Annotated in this window: 19 protein-coding genes and 1 pseudogene; 17 read left to right on the top strand and 3 right to left on the bottom strand. The window is 65.6% G+C overall.

All coding sequences use genetic code 11. The features are described from left to right. The first annotated feature begins 144 nt into the window (after positions 1-144). The 4 genes from J7367_RS18485 to J7367_RS18470 all read left to right on the top strand — a co-directional run bounded on the left by J7367_RS18485 (position 145) and on the right by J7367_RS18470 (position 6,001). On the top strand, positions 145-1,554 hold the full coding sequence (locus J7367_RS18485; RefSeq protein WP_209028968.1) for a glycosyl hydrolase family 28 protein: 1,410 nt from the start codon (positions 145-147) through the stop codon (positions 1,552-1,554). Positions 1,555-1,813: 259 nt separating this feature from the next. Beyond that, on the top strand, positions 1,814-2,962 hold the full coding sequence (gene mltB / locus J7367_RS18480; RefSeq protein ID WP_057662702.1) for a lytic murein transglycosylase B: 1,149 nt from the start codon (positions 1,814-1,816) through the stop codon (positions 2,960-2,962). After that, a complete protein-coding gene (locus tag J7367_RS18475) occupies positions 2,959-4,377 on the top strand; it encodes a septal ring lytic transglycosylase RlpA family protein (RefSeq protein WP_057662703.1) in 1,419 nt (472 codons plus the stop codon). Before mltB ends, J7367_RS18475 begins: the two co-directional genes overlap by 4 nt. 418 nt (positions 4,378-4,795) lie before the next feature. After that, positions 4,796-6,001 carry a D-alanyl-D-alanine carboxypeptidase family protein gene (locus J7367_RS18470; protein WP_057662705.1) on the top strand — a complete coding sequence of 402 codons (1,206 nt, stop codon included), beginning with the start codon at positions 4,796-4,798 and terminating at the stop codon, positions 5,999-6,001. Between the two features lie 194 nt (positions 6,002-6,195). On the opposite strand, the gene J7367_RS18465 is transcribed toward J7367_RS18470, so the two are convergent. Continuing rightward, positions 6,196-7,257, bottom strand: a complete 1,062-nt coding sequence (locus J7367_RS18465) for a lipid A deacylase LpxR family protein (RefSeq protein ID WP_057662708.1) — start codon at positions 7,255-7,257, stop codon at positions 6,196-6,198. 268 nt (positions 7,258-7,525) lie between these two features. Between J7367_RS18465 and J7367_RS18460 the strand changes: the two genes are divergently transcribed. The 4 genes from J7367_RS18460 to J7367_RS18445 all read left to right on the top strand — a co-directional run bounded on the left by J7367_RS18460 (position 7,526) and on the right by J7367_RS18445 (position 12,079). Continuing rightward, positions 7,526-7,804: a YbeD family protein gene (locus J7367_RS18460; RefSeq protein ID WP_003482721.1), complete on the top strand. Its 279-nt coding sequence runs from the start codon at positions 7,526-7,528 to the stop codon at positions 7,802-7,804. Next, positions 7,792-8,490 (top strand): lipoyl(octanoyl) transferase LipB, encoded by a 699-nt coding sequence (gene lipB, locus J7367_RS18455; RefSeq protein ID WP_057662710.1) that lies wholly within the window; start codon positions 7,792-7,794, stop codon positions 8,488-8,490. Before J7367_RS18460 ends, lipB begins: the two co-directional genes overlap by 13 nt. A gap of 15 nt (positions 8,491-8,505) precedes the next feature. Continuing rightward, positions 8,506-9,519, top strand: a complete 1,014-nt coding sequence (lipA, locus tag J7367_RS18450) for a lipoyl synthase (protein ID WP_007968529.1) — start codon at positions 8,506-8,508, stop codon at positions 9,517-9,519. A 400-nt stretch (positions 9,520-9,919) separates the two neighbouring features. Beyond that, positions 9,920-12,079 carry a carboxy terminal-processing peptidase gene (locus tag J7367_RS18445; RefSeq protein ID WP_173361965.1) on the top strand — a complete coding sequence of 720 codons (2,160 nt, stop codon included), beginning with the start codon at positions 9,920-9,922 and terminating at the stop codon, positions 12,077-12,079. Between the two features lie 84 nt (positions 12,080-12,163). Here the strand turns inward: J7367_RS18445 and J7367_RS18440 are convergent, their stop codons facing one another. Further along, positions 12,164-12,907, bottom strand: coding sequence for a sulfite exporter TauE/SafE family protein (locus J7367_RS18440; RefSeq protein WP_057662733.1), 744 nt, complete (start codon positions 12,905-12,907; stop codon positions 12,164-12,166). Positions 12,908-12,988: 81 nt separating this feature from the next. Between J7367_RS18440 and J7367_RS18435 the strand changes: the two genes are divergently transcribed. Continuing rightward, positions 12,989-13,903 carry a LysR substrate-binding domain-containing protein gene (locus J7367_RS18435; protein ID WP_176215054.1) on the top strand — a complete coding sequence of 305 codons (915 nt, stop codon included), beginning with the start codon at positions 12,989-12,991 and terminating at the stop codon, positions 13,901-13,903. Positions 13,904-13,987: 84 nt separating this feature from the next. Here J7367_RS18435 and J7367_RS18430 read toward each other — a convergent pair. After that, positions 13,988-14,851 (bottom strand): annotated as a pseudogene (locus J7367_RS18430) (endonuclease/exonuclease/phosphatase family protein). Positions 14,852-15,033: 182 nt separating this feature from the next. Between J7367_RS18430 and J7367_RS18425 the strand changes: the two are divergent. From J7367_RS18425 to gnd, 8 genes are all read left to right on the top strand, one after another. Beyond that, positions 15,034-16,089 carry a bifunctional nicotinamide-nucleotide adenylyltransferase/Nudix hydroxylase gene (locus J7367_RS18425; RefSeq protein ID WP_007968536.1) on the top strand — a complete coding sequence of 352 codons (1,056 nt, stop codon included), beginning with the start codon at positions 15,034-15,036 and terminating at the stop codon, positions 16,087-16,089. A gap of 120 nt (positions 16,090-16,209) precedes the next feature. After that, positions 16,210-17,613, top strand: coding sequence for a nicotinate phosphoribosyltransferase (locus tag J7367_RS18420; RefSeq protein WP_057662714.1), 1,404 nt, complete (start codon positions 16,210-16,212; stop codon positions 17,611-17,613). Between the two features lie 22 nt (positions 17,614-17,635). Beyond that, the gene (locus J7367_RS18415) at positions 17,636-18,736 is read left to right on the top strand and encodes a hypothetical protein (RefSeq protein WP_057662717.1); all 1,101 of its coding nucleotides are present in this window, start codon (positions 17,636-17,638) and stop codon (positions 18,734-18,736) included. Beyond that, positions 18,729-19,793: a DNA methyltransferase gene (locus J7367_RS18410; RefSeq protein ID WP_057662722.1), complete on the top strand. Its 1,065-nt coding sequence runs from the start codon at positions 18,729-18,731 to the stop codon at positions 19,791-19,793. The genes J7367_RS18415 and J7367_RS18410 overlap by 8 nt, the downstream gene beginning before the upstream one ends. 74 nt (positions 19,794-19,867) lie before the next feature. Next, positions 19,868-20,647, top strand: a complete 780-nt coding sequence (locus J7367_RS18405) for a DUF2242 domain-containing protein (RefSeq protein WP_057662725.1) — start codon at positions 19,868-19,870, stop codon at positions 20,645-20,647. A 124-nt stretch (positions 20,648-20,771) separates the two neighbouring features. Further along, on the top strand, positions 20,772-21,152 hold the full coding sequence (locus J7367_RS18400) for a glycine zipper 2TM domain-containing protein (RefSeq protein WP_005911143.1): 381 nt from the start codon (positions 20,772-20,774) through the stop codon (positions 21,150-21,152). A 162-nt stretch (positions 21,153-21,314) separates the two neighbouring features. Next, on the top strand, positions 21,315-22,658 hold the full coding sequence (locus J7367_RS18395) for a hypothetical protein (RefSeq protein ID WP_057662728.1): 1,344 nt from the start codon (positions 21,315-21,317) through the stop codon (positions 22,656-22,658). A 20-nt stretch (positions 22,659-22,678) separates the two neighbouring features. Beyond that, positions 22,679-23,620: a phosphogluconate dehydrogenase (NAD(+)-dependent, decarboxylating) gene (gnd, locus tag J7367_RS18390; protein ID WP_057662731.1), complete on the top strand. Its 942-nt coding sequence runs from the start codon at positions 22,679-22,681 to the stop codon at positions 23,618-23,620. Positions 23,621-23,699: the final 79 nt, after the last annotated feature.

The raw sequence follows: 23,699 nt of genomic DNA, 5'->3' as shown, positions 1-23,699 counted from the left end.
ATTCCGGCAGAAAAGTCGACAACAGGCTGAGGAATGTTAGGCCAGGTTGCAGGGTCGTTTAGGGAAGTACTGAACAACGAGACCTGACAGGGCGGAAGGTGGCGTCGTTCCGAAGAGTGGCTTTTGGAACTTCGGAATTTCGCCATTTCTGGCGCTTTCCGCGGGAATTTCCTAGCCGCCGCCATCGGCGGGGTTTGTCTCGCGCTGGCCGCGCAAGCCGGTGCCGTCACGTTCGCCACCGGCGATGCGCGCGCTGTCGCGCAACCTGCGATTCCCTCCCTCTGCCAGCCCGCGTTGAAGGCCAGCCAGACGCCGAACGGTCGCTTGTTCGAGGCGGCGCTGGAAAGCGCGCCGCCCGATACCACAACCATCCAGGCGGCACTCACTGCGTGCAAGAACGGCGCAGTGTTGCTCACCAGCGGCAGCGGCGACGCCTTTCTGACCGGGCCGCTGACGATTCCCGCTGGCGTCACCCTGGTCGTCGACCAGGGCGTGACCGTGTACGGCTCGCGCAACCCGGCCGATTATGGCAGCGGCTGCGGCAGCGCCGGTTCCAAGAGCGTCAGCTGCCTGCCGTTGATCGGCATCAAAGGTGCGAACGCGGGCGTGATGGGCATGCGCACCGGCGGGCGCCAGGGCACCATCGACGGGCGTGGCGACCTGGCCATGCTCGGCAAGAGCGCCACCTGGTGGGAATCCGGCGAAAACGCCAAGAACGCAGGCCAGGTGCAGAACAGCCCCGACCTGATCAAGGTGCAGAACGCCACGGCATTCACGCTCTACAACATCAACCTGATCAATGCGGCGTATTTCCATTTCTTCGCGCATATCGTCGACGGCCTGACCATCTGGGGCGTGCGGGTGAAGTCGCCGGCCACCAGCCCCAATACCGACGGCCTGGATCTGGACAGCGTGGTCAACGCTACCATCCACGACAGCGATGTGATGGGCGGCGACGACTGCGTGGCGATCAAGACCATCGCCTCCAAGTCGGCCAACATCACCGTGCGCAACTCGCGCTGCTACGGCACCCACGGCATCTCGATCGGCAGCGAAGTGATGTCCGGCGTCAGCAATGTGCTGGTCGACAATAATGCGCTGGTGTCCACCGACGATATGGGCAACCGCAGCACCGACAACAGCGGCCTGCGCATCAAGACCAGCCTCGCCAAGGGTGGTCCGGTCAGTCTGATTACCTATCGCAACACCTGCCTGCACGGCGTCAGCAGCCCGTTGGTGATCAACCCGTTCTACGCCGCCGCAACCAGCGGTACCAGACCGACCTTCGGCCAGATCGTGGTCGATGGGCTCAAAACCGACAACGATGCCGGCGGCAAGGGCTGGATCCTGAAAGGCTTCGATGCGCAGACACCGCTGGATCTAGTGTTGGCCAACGTGGCGCACAGCGACGCGTCGATCAGCGCCAGCAACGCGCAGATCGGGCTGAGCAACAGCGCCGTCACGCCGTCGGGGGCTGGCGTCACCACCGGCACCGTGCAGGTCGGCGGTGCGGTGCCCACCTGCTCGGGCGCACCGCGCTTCCCCGCGCTGTGATTTCGCTGGCGCTGCCGTCACTCGCCGCGCCAGACCCGCTGGCGCCTCGCCCGCGAACGTACGTCCTTCAGCATGGCAGATAGGGCTGCGGCCCCACACATCACCACCGCCCCGTGCCGGAACGTTCCGCCCGCAGGCGCCACCGAAACCGCATCCCGAATCCCCTGCCGCAAACGCAGCAGGCTTGACCTTGACTAAAGTCTTTGCGTTTCATGGCCTTATTGCCAGAAGTTCATCTGATGTCTGTTACCCTCGGCCGATGATTCGACGCACACTGACCTGCCTGCTCACCCTCGGCCTTGTCGCCTGCGCGACCCAGCCCAGCCCGCCATCCCCGTCACCGGCCGCCAGCGCGCCGCCGGCCAAGCCACCGCTTGCGCCATCGACGTCAGCGCCGCCGGCAAGCGCCGCCGCCGAGGCGCCTGCGCTTCCGCCAGTCGACCTGACCCCGGTCCCGTTCGAGATCGCCCGCGCCAACTTCGTGCGCGACACCTCGGCCAAGTACGGCATCGATGCCGCGCAGATCGAAGCGGTGCTGGCGCAGGCGCAATTCAAGGACGCCATTGTCACTGCGATGTCGCGCCCGGCCGAACGGGTCAAGCCGTGGAACGAATACCGGCCGATGTTCATCACCCAGGCGCGTATCGACGGCGGCCGCAAGTTTCTCGCCGAACATCGCGCCGAGCTGAGCAAGGTCGAAGCGGCCACCGGTGTGCCGGCACAGGTGATCGTGGCGATCATCGGGGTGGAAACCAGCTACGGCAGCAACGCCGGCAAGTACCGCGTGCTGGACGCGCTGTACACGCTGGCGTTCCGCTATCCGCGCAGCGGCGACCCGGCCAAGCTCGAACGCGAAGTGCGCCGCGAACTGTTTTTCCGCGATGAACTCGGCCAGTTGTTCGCGCTCGGCAAAGAGGAACAGCTCGACGTCACCACGTTGATCGGCAGCTACGCCGGCGCGATGGGCATGGGCCAGTTCATGCCGTCCAGCTATCGCCAGTTCGGCGTGGACGGCGATGCCGACGGCAAGCGCAATCTGTTCACCGACTACAACGACGTGTTCGCCTCGATCGCCAACTACTTCGTCAAGAAGGGCGGTTGGGTGCGTGGCGGGCAAGTTGCGGTGCCGGCCACGCTGGCCGCTGGGCACGAAGAATTCAATCCCACCGACTGGTCGCCGGTATACACGCTGTCCGAGCTGTCGGCGCGCGGCTATCACCCGAGCGCACCGGTGGTGGCCGGCAGCACCGCCACCCCGATCAGCCTGGACGACGCCAACGGCAAGCAGTACTGGCTGGGCTTCCAGAACTTTTACGCGATCACCCGTTACAACATTTCCAAGATGTATGCGATGGCCGTGTTCCAGCTGTCCGACGCCATCGCCGGCAAGGAGTTACCCCCGGCATGAACAGCATTGCAGGCCCCAAGTGGCTGGTCCCGATGGCGCTGATGCTTGGCCTGGCGGCCTGTAGCAGCGCACCGAAGAAAACTGCCGGCGGCAACGGTAGCGGTGCGATCAAGGGTGTGAAGGTCGAAGGCAAGGGTCCGGCGTATGTCGCCACCGGGTGCCCGTCCACCTCGCCGTATGCACCCGCAAAGGAAGACCCGTCCACGCGCGGCGACTACACCGCTGGCGGCTTGTACAAGCCCGGCGTGAAAGACTCCACGCCCGATCATGTGCCCAACGTGGCCTGCATCCCAGAGCCACTGGTCACCAACGAGCCGCGCTCGGCGGTGGGGAATCGTTCGCCGTATGAAGTGCTGGGCAAGCGCTATGTGGTGATGGACAACCCTAGCGACTATGTCGAACGCGGCACCGCCTCGTATTACGGCAACAAGTTCCATGGCCGGCTGACCTCCAACAAGGAGGTGTACGACATGTACGCCTTCACCGCCGCGCACAAGACCTTGCCGCTGCCCAGCTTTGCGCTGGTCACCAACACCGACACCGGCCAGTCGGTGGTGGTGCGCGTCAACGACCGCGGCCCATTCCACGACGGCCGCGTGATCGATCTGAGCTACGCCGCGGCAGTGAAGTTGGGCATCACCGGCAAGGGCACCGGCAATGTCGAAGTCCGCGGCCTGACTGAAGCCGACAACGGCAATCTGCTCGCCAAGCGCCGCAGTGGCCAGGCCCCGGTGAATACCGCCGTGGCCACGGCGCGGCCGGCTGCCGGCGCCAGTCAGATCGATGGCCTGGTGCAGCGCCTGCCGACACGCACCGTGCCGCCGCGTGCGGTCGCCACCGGTGCCGGCACCGGCGCCGCGGTGACCGCCTCCGCCACGGCACCCACTGGCGGCGCGCCGGTCGCTGCGGCTGGCGAGCGTTGGCGTTACCGCGTTGCCGACTCGCGCCAGCCTGGCAATGCCGACAACTTCGATGCCTGGATGAAGGCGCAGGGCGTGCGTGTGGCCACCGGCAAGCCGGCCGCTGCGGCCCCGCGACCGGCCGCGTCAGCGTCCGCCGCCGTACCCGCCGCAGCGCCGCCGGTCGCGGTTGCGGCGGTCAAGCCGTCCGAGAGCACTGCCTCGCGCCCGCTCAAGGCCGAGCCAGCGCCCGCCAAGGCACCCAGCGTGGCCGAAGCCGCACTCGGCGACATCCTGCTGCAGGTCGCCAGTTTCGCCAGCCGCGAAAACGCCAATCGCGCACTGTCGCAACTGGCCTCGGCGGGGATCGCCGGTGCCAGCGTCAGCGACATCGTCAGTGGCGGGCGCACGCTGTGGCGGCTACGCGTCAATGCGCGCGACCATGCAAATGCGTCGGAGATTGCCCAGCGCATCGCCGGACTCGGTTTCGGTCGTCCGCAGATCGTGGCCAATTAATGCGCATGGGTCGGTCAGCGCGTGGCTGATCGAGCGTGAGCGCACCCGCTGCGTGCGCATTGGCTGCATCGGCGTTACCGGGAACGGCTGAGCACACCCAATCGGCGGGCAAACATCGCGCATCTGCAAGGCGGATGCGGCCAAGGTCGGCTTCGGCATGCACGTCGCGGCCCCTCGCGTCGTCTGCATCCAGCCAGCGCCTGCGCGCCAGCGTCGCCTCGTTGGACGCGCTGCAAGCAATGCCCGTACCTGCGTGCCGCTTCCGGCAGCTCGCCTGAGGCACCACAAGCGTCCGTACGACCGCCGCCATCGCTGAACTGCGCAAGCGCATGCATCGTGCAACGCGTCGCCCTGATCGCCGTGGCGTCTTACAATTTCGCATTGCCCGGCTTTCGGGCCCGTCAGGAGTCGTTCTTCAATGAAATTCCGCTTCGCCGCCGCTGCCGTGGCCACGTTCGCCTTCGGCCTGGTCTGCGCCCAGACACCTGCGCCGCAGCCGACTCCTGCCGTGGCTGCCTCCCCGGCCGCCTTGCCGGTGCCGCCGGCACCCGCACCGGCCGTGTCCAAGTCCTGGATCCTGATGGACTACGCCACCGGGCAGGTGCTGGCCGGTGAAAACATCCACCAGCAACTGGCGCCGGCCAGCATCACCAAGGTGATGACCTCCTACGTGGTCGCCGCCGAGATCAAGAACGGCAAGGTCAAGCGCGACGACCAGGTCATGATGAGCGAACGCGCCTGGCGCGAAGGCGGTGCGGGCACCGACGGCAGCTACAGCGGCTTCCCGGTCAACCAGACGGCGCGTCTGGAAGACATGGAAAAGGGCATGGCGATCCAGTCCGGCAACGATGCCGCCATCGCGCTGGCCGAGCATGTGGCCGGCAGCGAAGAAGCCTTCGCCTCGCTGATGAACAGCTACGCCGCCAAGATCGGCATGAAGGATTCGTACTTCGTCAACGCGCACGGCCTGAGCGCCGAGGGGCATCACTCCACCGCCTACGACCTGGCCCTGCTGGGCCGCGCGATGGTGCGCGATTACCCGGAGACCTACGCCTATAACAAGATCAAGGAATTCCAGGTCGGCAGCATCAAGCAGAGCAACCGTAACCGGCTGCTGTGGCGCGATCAGGCGGTGGACGGCATCAAGACCGGTCACACCTCCGAAGCCGGCTACTGCCTGCTGAGCTCGGCCAAGCGCGGCGATCAGCGCCTGATCGCCGTGGTCATGGGCGACAGCTCCGAAGAACAGCGCGCCACCGATAGCCTGGCGCTGCTCAACTGGGGCTTCCGCTTCTTCGAAACCCACAGCCTGTACGCGCCCGGCAAGGTCGTCACCAAGCAGAAGGTCTGGAAGGGTCAGCAGGACGAAGTGCAGCTCGGCGTGGCACAGCCGCTGCTGGTCAGCCTGCAGCGCGGCCGCTACAACGACCTCAAGCCCAGCATGGAAGTACCCAAGAACCTGCAGGCACCGATCAAGCAGGGCCAGCAGGTTGGCACCGTGAAGGTCAGCCTGGACGGCAAGGTCATCGCCCAGGCCCCGCTGGTCGCCATCAACGCCGTCGAAGAGGGCGGATTCTTCAAGCGCCTCTGGGACGCGTTCTGGATGTGGTGGGAATCGGAGTAATCCAAACAAAAAAGCCGGCTTTCGCCGGCTTTTTTGTTTGCGGGATTGGGGATTGGGGATTGGGGATTGGGGATTCGAAAAAGCGAGGGCAGCGGCGAAGCCCCGCGCTGCTCTTCCAAATCCCGCTGGCCCGCTCTTGCGAATCCCGAATCCCGAATCCCGAATCCCGAATCCCGAATCCCGAATCCCAGCCGTCAAAGCATCCGGCTAATCGTAAAACTGCCATACACCGGCGTTTCGCGCTGGGTGTCGAATTCGCGGGTGCGGTGGTAGCGGGCAAGGGCGAATTTCCAGCGGCCGTACATCACCGCCAGGCCGTAGCCCACGTCGCCGACGAACGGGCGCTTGTCCACGCTGTGGCTGTTGCGGAAGGTGTTGCCGTCCAGCGTGATGTCGCGGATCACCCAGCGCGCGTCGGTGGTGACGAACAGGTGGCCGGACCAGCCGCTGGCGCGCCCGAGCCGGCTGGGAGCCGTGTTTTCGCCCGCGGGTCGGGTGGGGGTGCTGCCGAAGTCGTCCGGCAGTTTCCAGCCAAAGCGGGCCTCGCCGCCGGCATTCAGATGCGTGGCCATGTTGCCGACCGCGCCGCCCCAATGCGAAATGAAGTCCCAGCCGAATCCACCGGCATTGCCGCTGGCATCGGCCGGCCAGCGATGCATGCGCTCGTGCACCAGGTTGATCAGCGGCTCGTTGTGCAGCTGGTTGTCCCAGCCCTGGAATTTCTCGTCCCCGAGCGCATCGTGGATCGCATCCTGCGCTTCTTTCGCAAGCGCCCACGGACCGACAATGCCGACCTGCAGCTGCGTGGTGCGCAGGTGTGCATCGTTACGCGCGTTGTAGCCGAAGCTCGCCAGCAGGATGCCCGCATAAGGGCGGTCGTCCGGGATGACGTCGCGGCGGGTGTAATCGGTCGGGGTGAAGATCGCCTGGCCGAGCGAGAACACCATGTTCTGCTGATCGAATTCGCCCGGGTGCAGCCGTTCCAGATAGCTGTTGACCCACCGCGCAGTCCGCGGCAGGCACGGGTCGTCGGTGTAATCGACCAGGTTCGGCGACACCAGCGTCAGCACCGCACCGTTGGAATACCCCTGGTCCTGATCTTCGCCGCCGAACAGGTCGTTATCGACCCGGAAGTTCACCGCAGGCGGCGTGCGCCCAAGGCGGCTGGAATCGCACTGATCCGCCGCCAGGGCCGGCAGCGACAGCCCGGAAAGAGAAAGCAGCAAGGCAGCAGACAACGCGCGCGGTCGGAGCATGGAGGGCCTGGAGAGGGGAGCTGGAATCGGAAAAATGCCTGTGTCTTCTGTTGCGCTGTGTGAAGTGTGTGGTCGCGACTGCAGCCTCTGCCGCTTCGGCTCGCGACCGCGCTGCCAACTACCCATGGCTGGGTTCGGTTCAGCAGCGCAATCGCGTCACATTTTTAAAAGTTCGGTGCAGCTCGCATGGTTGCACTCCAGACCAGCCAGGCGCGTCGATCGGTCGCAGAGGCTTGGGTTTGCCCATCGCCGGCCCGATAATGGGCGGATGGATATCAGCACCGACAACCCCGATCACGGCTTTCAGTTTCCCGGCACCTTCGAGCTCAGCGCCATGGGCACGGCTGAGCGTGGGCTGGAAACCGAGCTTCCGCGCCTGCTTGCCGCCACCGGCGTGGAGCTGCTGCAGGAGAGCGTGAGCTGGAAGCATTCTTCCAGCGGAAAGTATGTCTCGGTCAAGATTGGCTTCCGTGCCCAAAGTCGCGAGCAGTTCGAGGCCGCACATCAGGCGCTGCGCGATCATCCGGAAGTGAAGTGGACGCTGTAGCGGCCGAGCCTGTGAGCAGCTCCATGGCTGGCCTGCCTGCGCAATTACGCGACCTCGGCCCGCAAGACTACGCGCCTGTGTGGCGTGCAATGCAGCGTTTCACCGATGCGCGCGAAGAGTACACGGTCGATGAGATCTGGGTGGTCGAGCATGCGCCGGTGTTTACGCTGGGCCAGGCCGGCAAACCCGAACACGTGCTGGCCCCGGGCGAGATTCCGGTGCTGCAGGTTGATCGCGGCGGGCAGGTTACGTATCACGGCCCTGGCCAATTGGTGGTGTACCCGCTGCTGGACCTGCGCCGGCTGAAGATCGGCGTGCGCGATTACGTGTGCAAGATCGAACAGGCGCTGATCGATACGCTGGACGAGTGGAACATCGTGGCCGAGCGCCGCGACGGTGCTCCTGGCGTGTATGTGGGCGGGGCCAAGATCGCCGCGCTCGGGATCCGCGTGCGGCGTGGCTGCACCTTCCATGGGTTGTCGTTCAACGTGGCGATGGACCTGCAACCGTTCCACCGCATCAACCCGTGTGGCTACCAGGGTCTGCAGGTGACCTCGGTGCTAGACTTGGGCGGCCCCTCCGGGATGGACGCCGTCAAGGCGGTGCTGCTCGACCAGCTGGCGCGCCAGTTCGGCCTCGTTCTGCAGCCCACTTCCGCATTGCCCGACCTTTCGCTTCCGGCCTGAGCGCCCCGTATCGTCATGACCCAGCCTATCGCCCGTTCCATTCCCTTGCAGGTCGTCTCCGGCGACACTGCCGCGCCTGCGCCGCTGCAGACCGGCGTCAAGCAGATCGGTGGCGACAAGATCAACCGCTCGCCGGTGCAGTTTGTGGATGCGCCGGTGCTGCGGAAACCGTCGTGGATCCGGGTGCGGATTCCGTCCGGCAATGCGGTACAGAACCTCAAGGCCAAGCTGCGCGAAAACCGCCTGGTCACGGTGTGCGAAGAAGCCAGCTGCCCGAATATCCACGAATGCTTCAGCCACGGCACCGCGACCTTCATGATTTTGGGCGAGGTGTGCACCCGGCGCTGCTCGTTCTGCGACGTAGCGCATGGCCGGCCCAAGCCGCCCGACGCGAACGAGCCGGCCAGCCTGGCCGCCACTGTGGCCGATATGGGCCTGAAATACGTGGTGGTGACCAGCGTGGATCGCGACGACCTGCGCGACGGTGGCGCGCAGCATTTCGTCGACTGCATCTCGGCGATCCGGGCCAGCTCGCCCAACACGCGTATCGAAATCCTGACCCCGGATTTCCGTGGCAAGGGCCGCATGGACCGCGCGCTGGAGATCCTGGCATCGAGCCCGCCGGACGTGTTCAACCACAACATCGAAACCGTGCCGGACCTGTACCCGAATGTGCGCCCCGGCGCGGACTACCAGTGGTCGCTGACGCTGTTGCAGCGCTTCAAGGCGCAGCATCCGTCCATCGCCACCAAGTCCGGCATCATGCTGGGCCTGGGCGAGACGATGGACCAGGTGCAGGCTACGCTGCGCGACCTGCGCGCGCACGATGTGGACATGATCACCATCGGCCAGTATCTGCAGCCGACGCCGCACCATCATCCGGTGATGCGTTACTGGACGCCGGAGGAATACAAGGCGCTGGAAGACTATGGCAATGCGCTGGGCTTCAGTCATGTTGCCTCCGGCCCGATGGTGCGTTCCTCGTACCACGCCGATCGTCAGGCTGCAGGCGCCGGCGTCGCCGCCTGAGTCGGCAACAGGCGACCGGACGACTGCCGCGGCGGGTGGGCGATCGGTGCTGGCAGCAACACCGCGATGCTGGTGCGCTCAATGCCGGACGGCCTCGCGTATTGCGAGTGGACCGCTGACTCGACAGTCGCGACGTTCTTCGGCCGGCCACATCGCAATGCCAATCGACGACAGCCCCGTGCATCGCGCGGGGCTGTCGTCGTCTCTGGCCGTGCGGCGTGCAGCCGCAAGGTACGGTCTCGTTCACAATCCGCTACGGGCCCGGCGCTAGGCTGATTCAGCCAGCGGATGACAACGCCAGCAACTTTCGGCACTGTCATGCTGTCTGATCCGTTCACCGCCTCTCTTTCGTCGGCCCCGTGCCGAGAGCCATTCGATGACCTACAACGTTTCTTCGTGCATGAAGGCCGGCCTGCTGGCGCTGGTGTTGACCACTCCGATGGCTTTGCTCGCACGCGCCGATACTGCGCTGCCGGCCGCTGCCACGCCCGATCAGGCGACGGCCACCAAACTCGTGTATGGCCTGCTCTCCGACAGCCGCTATGCCTACCGGCCGCGCACGCTGGACGAGGCGATGTCCAAGGACGTGTTCAAGCGCTATCTGGAAACGCTGGATGGCGGCAAACAGTTCTTCACCCAGGCCGATATCGACAGCTTCGCACCCCTCCAGGCCGGTGTTGGCGACGCGTTGCGCGGCGGCAACCTGGAGCCGGCGTTCCAGGTGTTCTCGGTCTACAAGAAGCGCGTCGATCAACGCGTCAAGTATGCGCGCGACCTGCTCAAGCAGGACTTCGATTTCAGCGGGAACGACAAGTTCGAGTACGACCGCAAGGACGTGCCGTGGGCTGCAGACGACAAGCAGTTGGACGTGCTGTGGCGCCAGTCGGTGATGAACGATTGGCTGCGCCTGAAACTGGCCGGCAAGAAGCCCGACGACATCCGCAAGACGCTGGATAAGCGGTATGTGGCACTGGCCGATTCGGTCAAGCAGCTCAAGGGCGAAGACGTGTTCCAGTTCTTCGTCAACGCCTATACCAACGCCGTCGACCCGCACACCGATTACTTCACCCCGCGCACTGCCGAAACGTTCAACCAGCAGATGTCGCTGTCGCTGGAAGGCATTGGCGCGCAGCTGCAGAAACAGGACGACATGGTGGTGATCCGCGAGGTGATCCCGGGCGGTCCGGCGGCAGTGGATGGCACGCTCAAGCCGGGCGACCGCATCGTCGGCGTTGGACAGGCCAAGAGTGGCGCGATCGAAGATGTGATTGGCTGGCGCATCGACGACGTGGTGGCCAAGATCCGCGGCAGCAAGGATACCCAGGTGCGCCTGGAGTACATCCCGGCCGAGTCGGGCATCGATGGCAAGCACCGCACGGTGACCCTGACCCGTCAGAAGGTGCGCCTGGCCGAGCAGGCTGCCAAGGGCGAAACCATCACCTTGCCGGCCACCGGCAGCGAGCCGCAGCGCCGCATCGGCATCATCAAGCTGCCGGGCTTCTATCAGGATTTCGAAGGCCGCCGTCGCAATGCAACCGACTACGCCTCGGCCACGCGCGACGTCGCCAAGCTGCTGGCCGGCTTCAAGACCGACAAGGTCGATGGCGTGGTGCTTGACCTGCGCAATAACGGCGGTGGTTCGCTCGACGAGGCGATCGAACTGACCGGCTTGTTCATCGAGCAGGGGCCGGTCGTGCAGGTCCGCGAATCCGGCGGCCGCGTCACCGTCAATGGCGACAGCGACCCCAAGGTCGCCTGGGACGGCCCGCTGGCTGTGTTGATCAACCGCGGCTCGGCGTCGGCATCGGAAATCTTTGCCGGTGCGATCCAGGATTACGGTCGTGGTCTGGTGATCGGCGAAACCAGCTTCGGCAAGGGCACCGTGCAGAACATCGTCGACCTGGATCGCTGGCCTGCTGCCGAAGGGCAGCGGTATGGGCAGGTCAAGCTGACGATCGCGCAGTTCTTCCGCGTCAGCGGCTCCAGCACCCAGCACAAGGGTGTGGTGCCGGATATCGCCTTCCCGGCCAGCGTGGATGCCACAGAGTTCGGTGAGAGCACCTACGACAATGCGTTGCCGTGGACGCGTATCGCCGCTGCCCCGCATACCCAGTACGGCAACTTCGCAGCATTGCTGCCCAAGTTGCAGGCCCTGCACACTGCGCGGATTGCCACCGACAAGGAATTCCAGTGGTGGGAAGAGGACGTCAAGCAGTTCCGCGACGAAAAGGCCAAGAAGTACATTTCGTTGAATGAGGCCGAGCGCGTTGCCGAGCGACAGAAGCAGGATCAGCAGCGCAAGGATCGCCAGCAGATTCGCAAGCAACTCGGCCTGCCGCTGGATCCGCTTGCCGAAGACAGCGACGATGGCCTGACCGGTAACGAGCGCGACATCGTCAAGGACACTGCACGCGAAAAGGCGGCCGAAAAGCGCCCGGATCCACTGCTGCATGAATCGGCGGCCATCCTGGCCGATGCGCTGGGCTTGCTGTCGCAGGACAAGCCGTTGTCGGCGCAGGTGCTGCCGAAGTCGACCTCCCCGGGACGTTGGGCAGACTGAGCCACGCTGCCGATTCAATGCATGGACGCCACCGCTTGCCGGTGGCGTTTTCATTTAGCCAATAGCGTTGCCGCTGGCAGCGTCTCAGCCGATCGCCTGCCAGCAGGCCTGCAGGCCGAGCAGCAGCAAGGTGCCGAAAAATATCCGGCGGAATACCTCGGGAGAGATGCGGCGTCGCACCTTCGTGCCGGCCCACACTCCCACTGCGGTGGGCAGCAGCGCCAGCAGCGATGGCAGGCCGGCCGAGAGCGGCATTCCACCATGCCAGACCAGCGCCGTCGCCAGTGCAAGCGTTGCCGTGCCGAAGCACGCGGCCAGTGCGCGGATCAGCAGGTCGCGTGGCAGGCCCAGCGCAGAGAGGTAGGGCACCACCGGGAGGACCAGCACGCCGGTGGCGCCATTGAGCAGGCCACCGACCAGGCCGATCAGCGGGCTGCCCCAGCGCTCGTGACGTGGCGGCAGGGTCCATTGTCGGCGGGCAAGCCCAAGCAGGGCATAGGCGACCAGCAGGACCCCAAGCGCGCCGCGCAGGTGACGCGGATGACCGCCAATCATCAACCCGGCGCTCAACCAGGTGCCCGCCACCACCATGGCCAGCACCGGCCACAGACGCCGCAACAGCTCGGTCGCAGCTGGCCCCCAGGCCTGCTGCAGATTCGTCACCAACGAAGGCAGCACCAGCAGCGCGGCGGCCTGGCTGGGCGGCAGCCACAGCCCCAGCAGTCCCATTGCCACGGTTGGCAGCCCCATGCCGGCGACGCCTTTGACCGCGCCGGCCAGCAGGAACACAGCGGCAACCATGACCAGTTGCGACACGTCTTCATTCATGGGCAGCAGGATCGGTGCGGCAGCGGTGTCCGGCAAGCTGTCTTTGTTTGAGGCAGACTTCGGCCACGCCGAAGGCTGGAGGTGCAGATGCAGGTGGAATTCACCGACTTGCGGATCTTTGTTGCGGTGGCCGACACCGGCAGCATCACTGCCGGCGCCGACCGCGTGGCGCTGTCGCTGGCGGCCACCAGTGCGCGTATTCGCGCGCTGGAGCTGCAGATCGGCGCGGCCCTGTTCGAGCGTGGTCGGCGAGGCGTGACGCTCACCGCCGCCGGCCAGGTCCTGCTGCGGCATGCACGGGCATTGGCACGCCAGGAACAGGCCATGCGCAGCGAGCTTGGCGATTACGGACCCGGTGGACAGGTCACTCTGCGATTGGCTGCGAACACCGCCGCACTCTCCGAATGGCTACCCGAGTGCGTTGCGGATTTTTTGCTGGCCCATCCGCGGGTGGACCTGACCCTGGCCGAATGGGGCAGCGAGGAGGCTGCCGATGCCGTGCGCGATGAACGTGCCGACCTTGCCGTGGTGGCCGGGCATGCCAACTTCACCGGCCTGCAACGGCGTCCGTTCCGACAGGATCGCCTGGTGGTCGCGGTGGCCGCCAGCCATCCGCTTGCCGGCGCAGGCAGCCTGCGTCTGGCCGATATCGCGCCGATGCAGTTGCTGGCGTTATCGGCCGACAACGCCTTGCAGCGCCACCTGCGGACTCATCTGGCCCGGGCCGGCGTACAGCTGCGCATCCGTGCGCGCGTGCCGGGTCTCGAAACGCTGTGCCGCATGCTGGCACGCGGCGTGGGCGTGGCCATCGTGCCGCACGCGGCGCTGGCGTGCTCCAGTGTCAGGCAGCAACTGACGGCGGTGCCGCTGGAGGAAACCTGGGCGCGGCGCGAGCTGTCCATCATCTGGCGCGACGCCCCCTCGGTCACCCTGCAGGCCTTGCTGGAATGGCTGCAGGCCAGCGCCACGCATGCCGGCATTCATCCGGCCCGATGACCGCAGCGCTGCGGGCATCGGGTGGCCGTGTCACAGCCGGCACGCGCCTCGCTGCCGGCCAACGGCTCTTGCGCGTCCGTGTTATCAGCGTGGCCAGTCGAACTCGGCCATCACCGGATAATGGTCCGACGGCAGAATGCCGCCGGGACGATCGTCCAGGGTCGCAAAGCGGGAAGGACGCAATCCGCGATACAGGATCCAGTCGATGCGCCGGGTCGGGTGCGTGGTGAAATCCTGGAAGGTATTTTCCGGCCCGCTGCGCTTGCTGGCCTGTGCACGCGCATCGCGAAGCACTGCGGTCAGCGTGGGGTAGGTGATCTTGTCCGGATCGCTGTTGAAGTCGCCGGTCAGCACCACCGGGATAGTGGCAGGCAATTGCGCGATGCGCGACAGGATCAGGCGCGCGCTGCGCTCGCGGGCGGGCTCGTCCTCATCGCGATACGGAAAGTGCGTGTTGAACAGGTAAAAGCGGCGTTTGTCGCTGCGGCGCTCGAACAGCGCCCACGTGGCCATGCGTGGCAGTACATTGCCCCAGGTGATGCTGCCGGCGCGTTCGGGCGTGTCGGACAGCCAGAAGTTGCCCGACTCCACCACCTCCAGGACGCGCGCGTCCTAGAACACGCCCATGTGCTCGTCGCTGTCATCGCCGCGCCGGCCCTGGCCGAACCAGCGGTAGTCGGGCAACTGTTCGGCCAGAAAGGCCGCCTGTTCGCTCACCAGTTCCTGGGTGCCGAACACATCGGGATGCGTCTGTTTGATCAAGGCGACCATGGCAGCGCGACGCACCTGCCAGCGTTTGTCGCCATCGGTATCGGCCGGCACGCGCACGTTGAACGACATGACCCGCAGTGGCGCAGCCGGCGTGCCAGCCAGCGCGGGTAAGGCGATGCACAACAGTGCACCGATTGCCAGAAGGCAGCGCAGCACCTGCGCGATGGAGCGTGGCATGCAGGGAAATTCCTTGAAGAAGCAAGAGCGCCGAGTCTAGCCAGAGATGATGACCGCTGCGTCACGGCGACGATCGCCGATGCAGAGGAAATCGGCCGCTTGACGCCGTCGTGCATCGGCGTAGCATTTCACCAAGCCGGCGGACAGACCGCCAGCTCACCACTCAACCGTGAGGGATTCTCATGGCAACACCGTACGACTATCTCGTGTTTATCGGGCGTTTCGAGCCCTTTCATAACGGCCACGCCGCCGTCGCCCGCCACGCGCTGGGCAAGGCGAAAAAGCTCATCGTGCTGATCGGCTCGGCCGACACGCCCCGCACCATTCGCAACCCTTGGACCGTCGCCGAACGTGCGGTGATGATCGAATCTGCGCTGCCGGGCGAGAACGCGCGCTTGCTCGTGCGCCCGCTACGCGACCATCTGTACAACGAAAGCCTGTGGATCGCCGAAGTGCAGCGGCAGGTTGCCGAAGCGGTGCAAGCCGATGGCGGCACGCTGGATGCGAAGATCGGCCTGATCGGCATGGACAAGGATGCCAGCAGCTACTACCTGCGTGAGTTTCCGCAGTGGCCGCTGGAGGACGTGCAACACACCGCAACGCTGTCGGCCACCGAATTGCGCCGCTATCTGTTCGAAGCCGGCGACATCGGTTTCCACGGCGGGCTGTTGATGTTGCGTGGCAATGTGCCGGCGCCCGTCTACGACATGCTGGAGGCCTTCCGGCGCAACTCGCCCAGCTACGCGCAACTGGTGGCCGAATACCGTTTCATCGAGCAATACCGCGCCGCGTGGAAAGACGCGCCATATCCGCCGACATTCGTGACCACCGATGCGGTGGTGGTGCATTCGGGCCATGTGCTGCTGGTGCGGCGTCGCGCCGAACCGGGGAAGGGATTGTGGGCGTTGCCCGGCGGTTTCGTCGGCCAGGAGGAAGGGCTGCTGGATTGCTGCCTGCGCGAGTTGCGCGAGGAAACCCGGCTCAAGTTGCCGGTGCCGGTGCTCAAGGGCTCGTTGCGTGGCAAGCAGGTCTTCGATCATCCCGAGCGCAGTCAGCGCGGACGCACCATTACCCATGCATTCCATTTCGAGTTTCCGGCCGGGGAGTTGCCTGCGGTGCGCGGCGGCGACGATGCCGACAAGGCACGCTGGATTCCGATCGCCGAAGTGATGGCGATGGGCCCGCGCCTGTACGAAGACCACCTGCACATTCTTGAATTCTTCCTGGGCCGTGGCTGACGCGCAGACGACGACGTGCTGCCGCAATACCACCAGGGCGCACATGCCGTGACCGCTTGAACCGTGACCTCCCACCGGCGGACAGACCGCCGGTTCACTCGACGCGAAGGAGCTTCCGTCATGCATTACCTCGATAACCTGCTGCTCAACACCGATAGCTACAAGGCCAGCCACTGGCTGCAATATCCGCCCGGTACCGATGCCTCGTTTTTCTATGTCGAATCGCGCGGTGGGCTCTACGAGCAGACCGTGTTTTTCGGTCTGCAGTCGCTCCTGAAGGACGCGATCAACCGGCCGGTGACGCACGCCGACATCGACGATGCGAGAGACTTGCTGGCTGCGCATGGCGAGCCGTTCAACGAAGCCGGCTGGCGCGATATCGTGGACCGGCTTGGCGGGCAGTTACCGATCCGCATCCGCGCGGTGCCCGAGGGCGCCGTGGTGCCAACGCACAACGTGCTGATGACCATCGAGTCCACCGACGCCAAGGCGTTCTGGGTGCCGTCGTATCTGGAAACCTTGTTGCTGCGCGTGTGGTACCCGGTGACGGTGGCCACGGTGAGCTGGCAGGTGAAGCAGATCGTGCGCGACTACCTGGAGCGCACCAGCGACGATCCGGAAGGGCAGCTGCCTTTCAAACTGCACGATTTTGGCGCGCGTGGCGTGTCCAGTCTTGGCTCGGCCGCGTTGGGCGGTGCCGCGCATCTGGTGAACTTTCTCGGCACCGACACCTTGTCGGCATTGCTGCTGGCGCGTGCGCATTACCACACGCCGGTGGCCGGGTATTCGATTCCCGCTGCCGAGCACAGCACCATCACCAGCTGGGGGCGCGAGCGTGAGGTGGATGCGTATCGCAACATGATGAGGCAGTTCGCGCGCCCCGGTTCGATCGTGGCGGTGGTGTCGGACAGCTACGACATCTACCGTGCCATTTCCGAACATTGGGGTACCACCTTGCGCGAGGAAGTGATCGCCTCCGGCGCGACGGTGGTGATTCGTCCGGATTCGGGCGACCCGGTGGACGTGGTCGAGCAGTGCCTGCGGTTGCTGGACGAAGCGTTCGGCCATCAGCTCAATGGCAAGGGCTACAAGGTGCTCAACCATGTGCGGGTGATCCAGGGTGATGGCATCAACCCGACCTCGCTGCGCGCGATCCTGGAACGCATCACCGCCGCCGGCTATGCCGCCGACAATGTCGCCTTCGGGATGGGCGGTGCGTTGCTGCAGAAGGTGGACCGCGACACGCAGAAGTTTGCGTTGAAGTGCTCGGCGGTGCGCGTGGACGGACAGTGGGTCGATGTCTACAAGGACCCGATCACCGACCAGGGCAAGCAGAGCAAGCGCGGTCGCCTGACCTTGCTGCGCGATCGCCACGATGGCAGCTACCGCAGCGCGTTGCTCGATGAGGTCGACACCTACGCGGACAGCGAAGACGCGCTGGTCACGGTGTGGGAAAACGGCGTGTCGCAACAGGAGTGGACGCTGGAGCAGGTGCGCGCGCGTGCCAATGCCGCACGTCGCTGACGCGCGGCGCGCAGGGCTCGCCATGCACGCTTCCATCGACGACATCTCCTTGTTGCCTGCTTCGGCGCTGTTGGCGCGTCTGCGCGCCGCAGCACCCCACCTGCAGCGGCGCGTGCCGCTGCAGGACGAGGCCAGTCGCTGGCATACGCTGCGCATCGGCGCGCGCACGTATCGCGCGGCGCTGCCGATCACCTTTCCCCCGTATGCCTCGGTGCGGCCGTGTTCGGCGCGCTGCGGGTTCTGTTCGGAAAATCTGCGGCAGCACCGCGGCGGTCGTGCGGCAGCGACGTTGCGACCTGGGCCTGCCTATTTCCGGCAATTGAGCGCTGTCTTGCAGCTGCTGCGCGATGTGCCGCTGTCGTATTCGTTGTCGGGTCTGGAAATGACCGACGATGCGGCGTGGTTGCAAGCCTTGCTGCAGACGCTGGCAACCACGTCGAACGGCCCGCGCATCGAGCAGCGCGTGCTGTACAGCAATGGCGCCGGGCTGGCGCGTACGGACGGTGCGCAGCTGATCGATGCGCTGGTTGGCTTCGGGCTGTCGTGGGTCGAGCTGTCGCGTCACCATCGGTTGCAGGAGCGCAACGACGCGATCATGCGTTTCCGCCCGGATGAGCCCATCGCCGATGTGGCGACCTTCGTGCAGACGGCACGGCGGCTGGCAGCGCGGCTGCCGCTGCGATTGGTCTGCATCGTGCAGCGCGGTGGCGTGGACAATGCCGACGCCATTGCGCAGTACATCGCGTGGGCGCGCAGCTGTGGCGCCAGCCAGGTGATCTTTCGAGAATTGTCGCGGTTGGACGATGCCTATCGCAGCAACGGCACGTTGCGCTATATCGGCGAGCACCGTGTTGGTGTGGACACCTTGCTGGCCGAGTGCATGCAGCAGCCCTGGTGGTCGCGCTGGCAACCCGATGGCCTGACCGAAGGCTATTACTTCTGGAATGTGCGGCTGCGCGATCAGACGGGCCTGCAGGTGGTCTTCGAAAGCGCCGACTACGCCGCGATGCATGCGCGTCACGCGACCGGCGATCTGTACAAGCTGGTGTTCTTCGCCAACGGCCGTCTCTGTGCGGGCTGGGACCCGGATGCCGATGTGTTGTGGGAACCCACCGATGGATGAGTTCGATCAGCGCAGCTGGTGGACGCCGGCCCCGGACGATGCCGCCTGGGCGCTGCCAGACGATCTGCGCGCGGCCGACCCGCTTGGCGGGCGCGATTGTGGCTGGGTCAATCAGATGCGCCCGTTTGTGCGCCATTTCAGCCGGCCGGGCGAGCAGGTGTTCGACCCGTTCTGTGGCTTTGGCAGCAGCTTGCTGGCGGCCGCGCTGGAAGGCCGCAACGCGCATGGCATGGAAATCGATCCGGCACGCGCGCAGTTGGCACGTGCGCGTCTGCAGCGGTATGCGGTGGAGGCGCCGGTGGTGGTCGGCAGCCTGGCCGTCACCGCGCCGGCGGGGCCGATCGACCTGTGTCTGACCAACGTGCCGTATTTCGGCTGCCACTGGCGTGGCGACGTGCTGCCTGGGCAGCTTTACGCGAGCAGCGATTACGCCAGCTATCTGACCGGCATGCGTGCGGTCTTCCATGCGCTGCGCAAGCAGATGCGGCCCGACGGCGTGGGCGTGGCGATGGTGCAGAACGTGGTGGTCGGCGGCCGCGTGATCGCGCAGGCCTGGGATCTGGGCCGCATCCTGGCCAGCCTGTTCACCCTGCGCGAGGAGCGGGTGCTGTGCTATCGGCGTCCGGCCGCCGCGCTGGCGCATGCCGACGCACAGAGCAATCGCAGCCACGAATACGCGCTGATCTTTCAGCATTGTCGTGCCCGGCTGGATCTGCAGCAGGCCGCGCAATTGTTGCAGGCGGTGCAGGCACAGGGCCTGCCAGTGGTGGAGCATGGCAGCTACGCGCGCTGGCTGGCGTCGCCGACCCTGGTGCCCGACGGCCCGGCCGATCTGGACCTGATGCTGCGTGGCGAACAAGCGCTGTGGGACCGCCTTACCCTCTGGCTGCAGCAACAGGGCTTCGCGTTGAGCCTGTGGGGCGAACCGTGCCGTGCGCCGGTGGCACTGGCGGTGGTGCGTGCGCACCATTACCTGCGCGCCGAGCGCATCGGTGCCGATGGCCGCCGCCTGCAGATAGACCTGCAATTGCCAGTGGATGAACCGCCGTTGCCCTGACCCGGCAACGCGACGCCGCGCGCACATGGGTTGCCGCTATGCTCTGTGCCGGTTTTGGATGCCGGAATCTCCCTATGTCTTGTTCTTCCCTGATCGCGCGCGGCGCACTGCTTGGCGCGCTGGCAACCCTGGCTGGCTGCGGCGGCAGCAAGGGCGACACGATGCTGATGCGCGAGTCGTTCAATTCCGACGACACCTATTCGCGCAGCGTGGCGGCCAGTTCACCGCAAGCCTGCGAGGCGGCGCGGCGTGTGCTGTTGAGCCAGGGCTACGCCGTCACGCGCGCAGATGCCGCCGCGGTGGAAGGCAGCAAGAACTTCCAGCTCAAGGAAGCCGACCAGAGCGAACAACTCAATCTGCGCATTTCCTGCGCCAGCCAGGACGGCGGCAAGGCGCAGGTATTCGTCAGTGCGTTGCAGGACCGTTACGCACTGAAGAAGAGCTCCACCTCGGCCAGCGTGGGCGTAGGCGTGCTGGGCTCGTTGTCGTTGCCGGTCGGCAGCAGCGGCGATTCGCTGGTGCGCGTATCCAGTACCACGGTGCAGGATGCGGCGTTCTACAAGCGCTTTTTCGAACGCCTGAATTCGTATCTCCCCAAGGTCACCGAAGCAGTACCTGCTGCGGTGAGTGCAGCGCCTGCGCCCGCACCTGCACATGCGGCCACACCAGCGCCGACAGCCGCAGTTTCCGCAACGCCTGCAGCGAACGCGTCGACGCCCGCATCGCCTGCGCCCGCTGCAGCCGCTCCCACAGCGGTCGCGCAGCCGCCGGTTGCGCCATTGCCGGTCGAAGCGCAAGACCCCCCACCGACACCGGCGAAGGTGCCGCAAACCGAGCCCGCCACGCAGCCGTGATGGCGTGTTCACGCTTCGCTACAAAGCCTGAATAGCCAGGCGTGCGCTTCACGTTGTGTTCTCGAGCCAGCGGCCAGAGTGCGCCCATGTCTCGCCGAGCGGGCGAGAAACGTGGAGAACAACGATGAAGATGCGCACTTCCCTGCTGGGTATGTCCCTGATCGGCCTGATGGCGACGAGCACCTTCGCACAGGCTCAAAATTATTCGCATCAGCAGCGTTATACCGAAGCGGACGAAGGTCGCAGGTTCAATGACGGCACCCGCGTGCGCTGCCGCAATGTCGAAGTGCAAAAGAACTCGACCGACCCGAACCGCATCGGCGGGACGCTGGCCGGCGCTGCAATCGGTGGCCTGCTGGGCAACCAGGTTGGCGGCGGTAACGGCAAGAAGCTGGCGACCGTGGCAGGCGCCGTGGCGGGCGGTGCGGCAGGACGTACCATCCAGGGCAATCGTCAGCAGGCCAACGGCAATCGCCAAGTCGAGCGCGTCTGCGAACGTCGCTGAGTCCGGTGCAGTGGTTGGTCTGAATTGAATCCTGTGAGCCCCGGCCATGCCGGGGCTTTCTACGTTTGAGAGCGGCGTCGTGCGGACGATTCATTGCCTATGCCATCAATGAGTGTTGTGCGCGCGCAGCACAGTGCGTCATCGCGCTCACCAGCGGCGCCGATGCGGCCACGGCATGCGCGCCTGCGCCGACTTGCTGCGCTGGCATGTGCAAGTGGCTTGTTGGCGGGGCAGCTTCTGCAGGTCGCCGACGCTGCGCCGAGCCAGACCGCCCACGCCGCCAGCGCAGATTGCGTGGAAGCGCTGCTGCGACGGCTGGGATGGACCATCCATCGCGCCGCGGTGAGCGCGCCGTTGGTCCAGCGCGGCGCACCTTGCACGCGCGGCACGCTTGCGCAGGCGCAGTCCGCCGGCGACCTACAGCTGACGCTTCCGGCCGATTGGGACGCGCAACAGCGCGGCGCAGCGCTCACCGCCGTGCTGGACGACGCAGCCACGCACTGCGCCTATGCGTTCGAACTCGGTGCGGCCACCCTCCGCGCGGTAACGCACTTGCAGAACAACCCGCGCTACCGCTTCTCGGCGCTGCAGCTGGGCTGGGTCGGATTCGGCTGGCGTGGCGCAGCCGCGCAGGGCTGGAGCGGTTTTCGCAGTTTCGGTCGCGGGTATCAGCCGCGCGGCAGCAATGCGCAGGCGTTGGATGCGTTCTACCGTGGCCAGGTGCGTTCCGAGTGCGGCGTAGGCCGACAGGTGGCTCAGCTCGCTACCCAGCGCGAGCTATTCGGCGATGGCGGGTTCGATGAGGTATTTACGCCTGGCGAAGTGTCGATCGGCACGTTCCTGACCTTGCATAACACCGACAGCATCCTGCTCGGTGCGCATGCCGGCGAATTCTTCGCCGACGGCAAGGCGGTGAAAACCTCACAGCTCGGGCGGCAGGCGTTCGTCGGCGCACCAGGCTTCATCGCACATGTGTTCGATAAGTCCTACCTGGACGACATCCACAATCAGGCCGAAAACTTCGTGGTGGTGGATGTCAGCGATGCAGCCGCGCAGGCGCTGGCGCAGCATGGTGGCTTTGCGTACTACGACGCGCGCAACCGGCAGATCTGGGAGTTGGCCAAACAGTTGCGCGGGCCTGGCAAGCGCCGCTTCGAGCGCCTGCTTTACGAGCGCGATGCAGCGTTGCGCGCCACGCTCGACCCAGACCAGCAGGCACAGCTGCAGCAGCTGCAGACGCTGCTGGATGACCCGTTCTACCAAGGCTTTCTGGTCTATGTGCATCCCAAAGGCACCAAGCCGATCGGCTACCACGTGGCACGCCTGCTCGACCGTAATCCGCGCACGCCGTACGCCATCGATCTGACGTTGCACAATTTGCGCACCACCTTGTACTGGCGGTGGATCGACTGGCAGCTGCAGCAGTGCAGCGCCGCCACCGTCGCGGAACAATCCATTGAGAATTCCGCCACGCCGGCGTACGCCGAGCGTGGCACCCTGCACTGATCAGATCATGAGGAGCGATTATGGAACTGGGTATGGTGGGACTGGGCCGCATGGGCGCCAACATGGCCGAGCGCTTGGTCAATGGTGGGCATCGCGTGCATGGCTACGATCCGGGCGCGAACGCGCGCACCAGCGCGCAAGCCAAGGGCATCGTCACGGCCGATGCGCTGGCAGCGCTGGTGTCCGCACTGCCGAGCCCGCGCGTGGTGTGGTTGATGGTGCCGGCCGGCAAGATCGTCGATGACACGCTGGCGCAGCTGCTGCCCTTGCTGCAGGTCGGCGACATCGTCATCGATGGCGGCAATTCGTACTACAAGGATTCGCAGCGGCGTGCGGCATTGCTGCAGGCCAGCGGCATCGCGTTTGTCGACTGCGGCACCAGCGGTGGCATCTGGGGTCTGCAGGAAGGCTATAGCTTGATGGTGGGAGGCGACGAAGCGGCGGTGACTGCGTTGCATCCGATCCTGGCAACGCTCGCGCCGGCGCCGGACAAGGGCTGGGGACGGGTTGGCCCGAGCGGTGCCGGCCACTTCACCAAGATGGTCCACAACGGCATCGAATACGGAATGATGCAGGCCTATGCGGAAGGCTTCGCGCTGATGCAGCACAAGGCCGATTTTGCGCTGGATCTGCACCAGGTTGCCGAAATCTGGCGCGATGGCAGCGTGGTGCGTTCGTGGTTGCTGGATCTGACGGCCGATGCGTTGACGCATAACCCGACCATGGCCGGCATCGCGCCGTTCGTGGCCGATTCTGGCGAAGGCCGCTGGACGGTTGCCGAAGCGATCGATCTGGAAGTCTCGGCACCGGTCATCACGTTGTCGCTGATGGAGCGGCTGCGCTCGCGCGACAAGGATTCGTTTACCGACAAACTGCTCGCGGCGATGCGCAACCAGTTCGGCGGCCACGCGGTGATGACCACGACCTCGGCAGCGCCGACGATCGGTAGCAAGGACGCGTAAGGGCTGGGATGCGATGACGGTGCGCGCCGTCATCGCGGCGCGCACTGTTGGAAGTACAGAGTCCGCCCTGAACAATTCC

It is taken from the genome of Xanthomonas sp. D-36-1, from assembly GCF_017746155.1.
GTDB classification, from domain to species: Bacteria; Pseudomonadota; Gammaproteobacteria; order Xanthomonadales; family Xanthomonadaceae; genus Xanthomonas; species Xanthomonas cissicola.
This window is presented reverse-complemented; position numbering and strand designations above follow the sequence as displayed.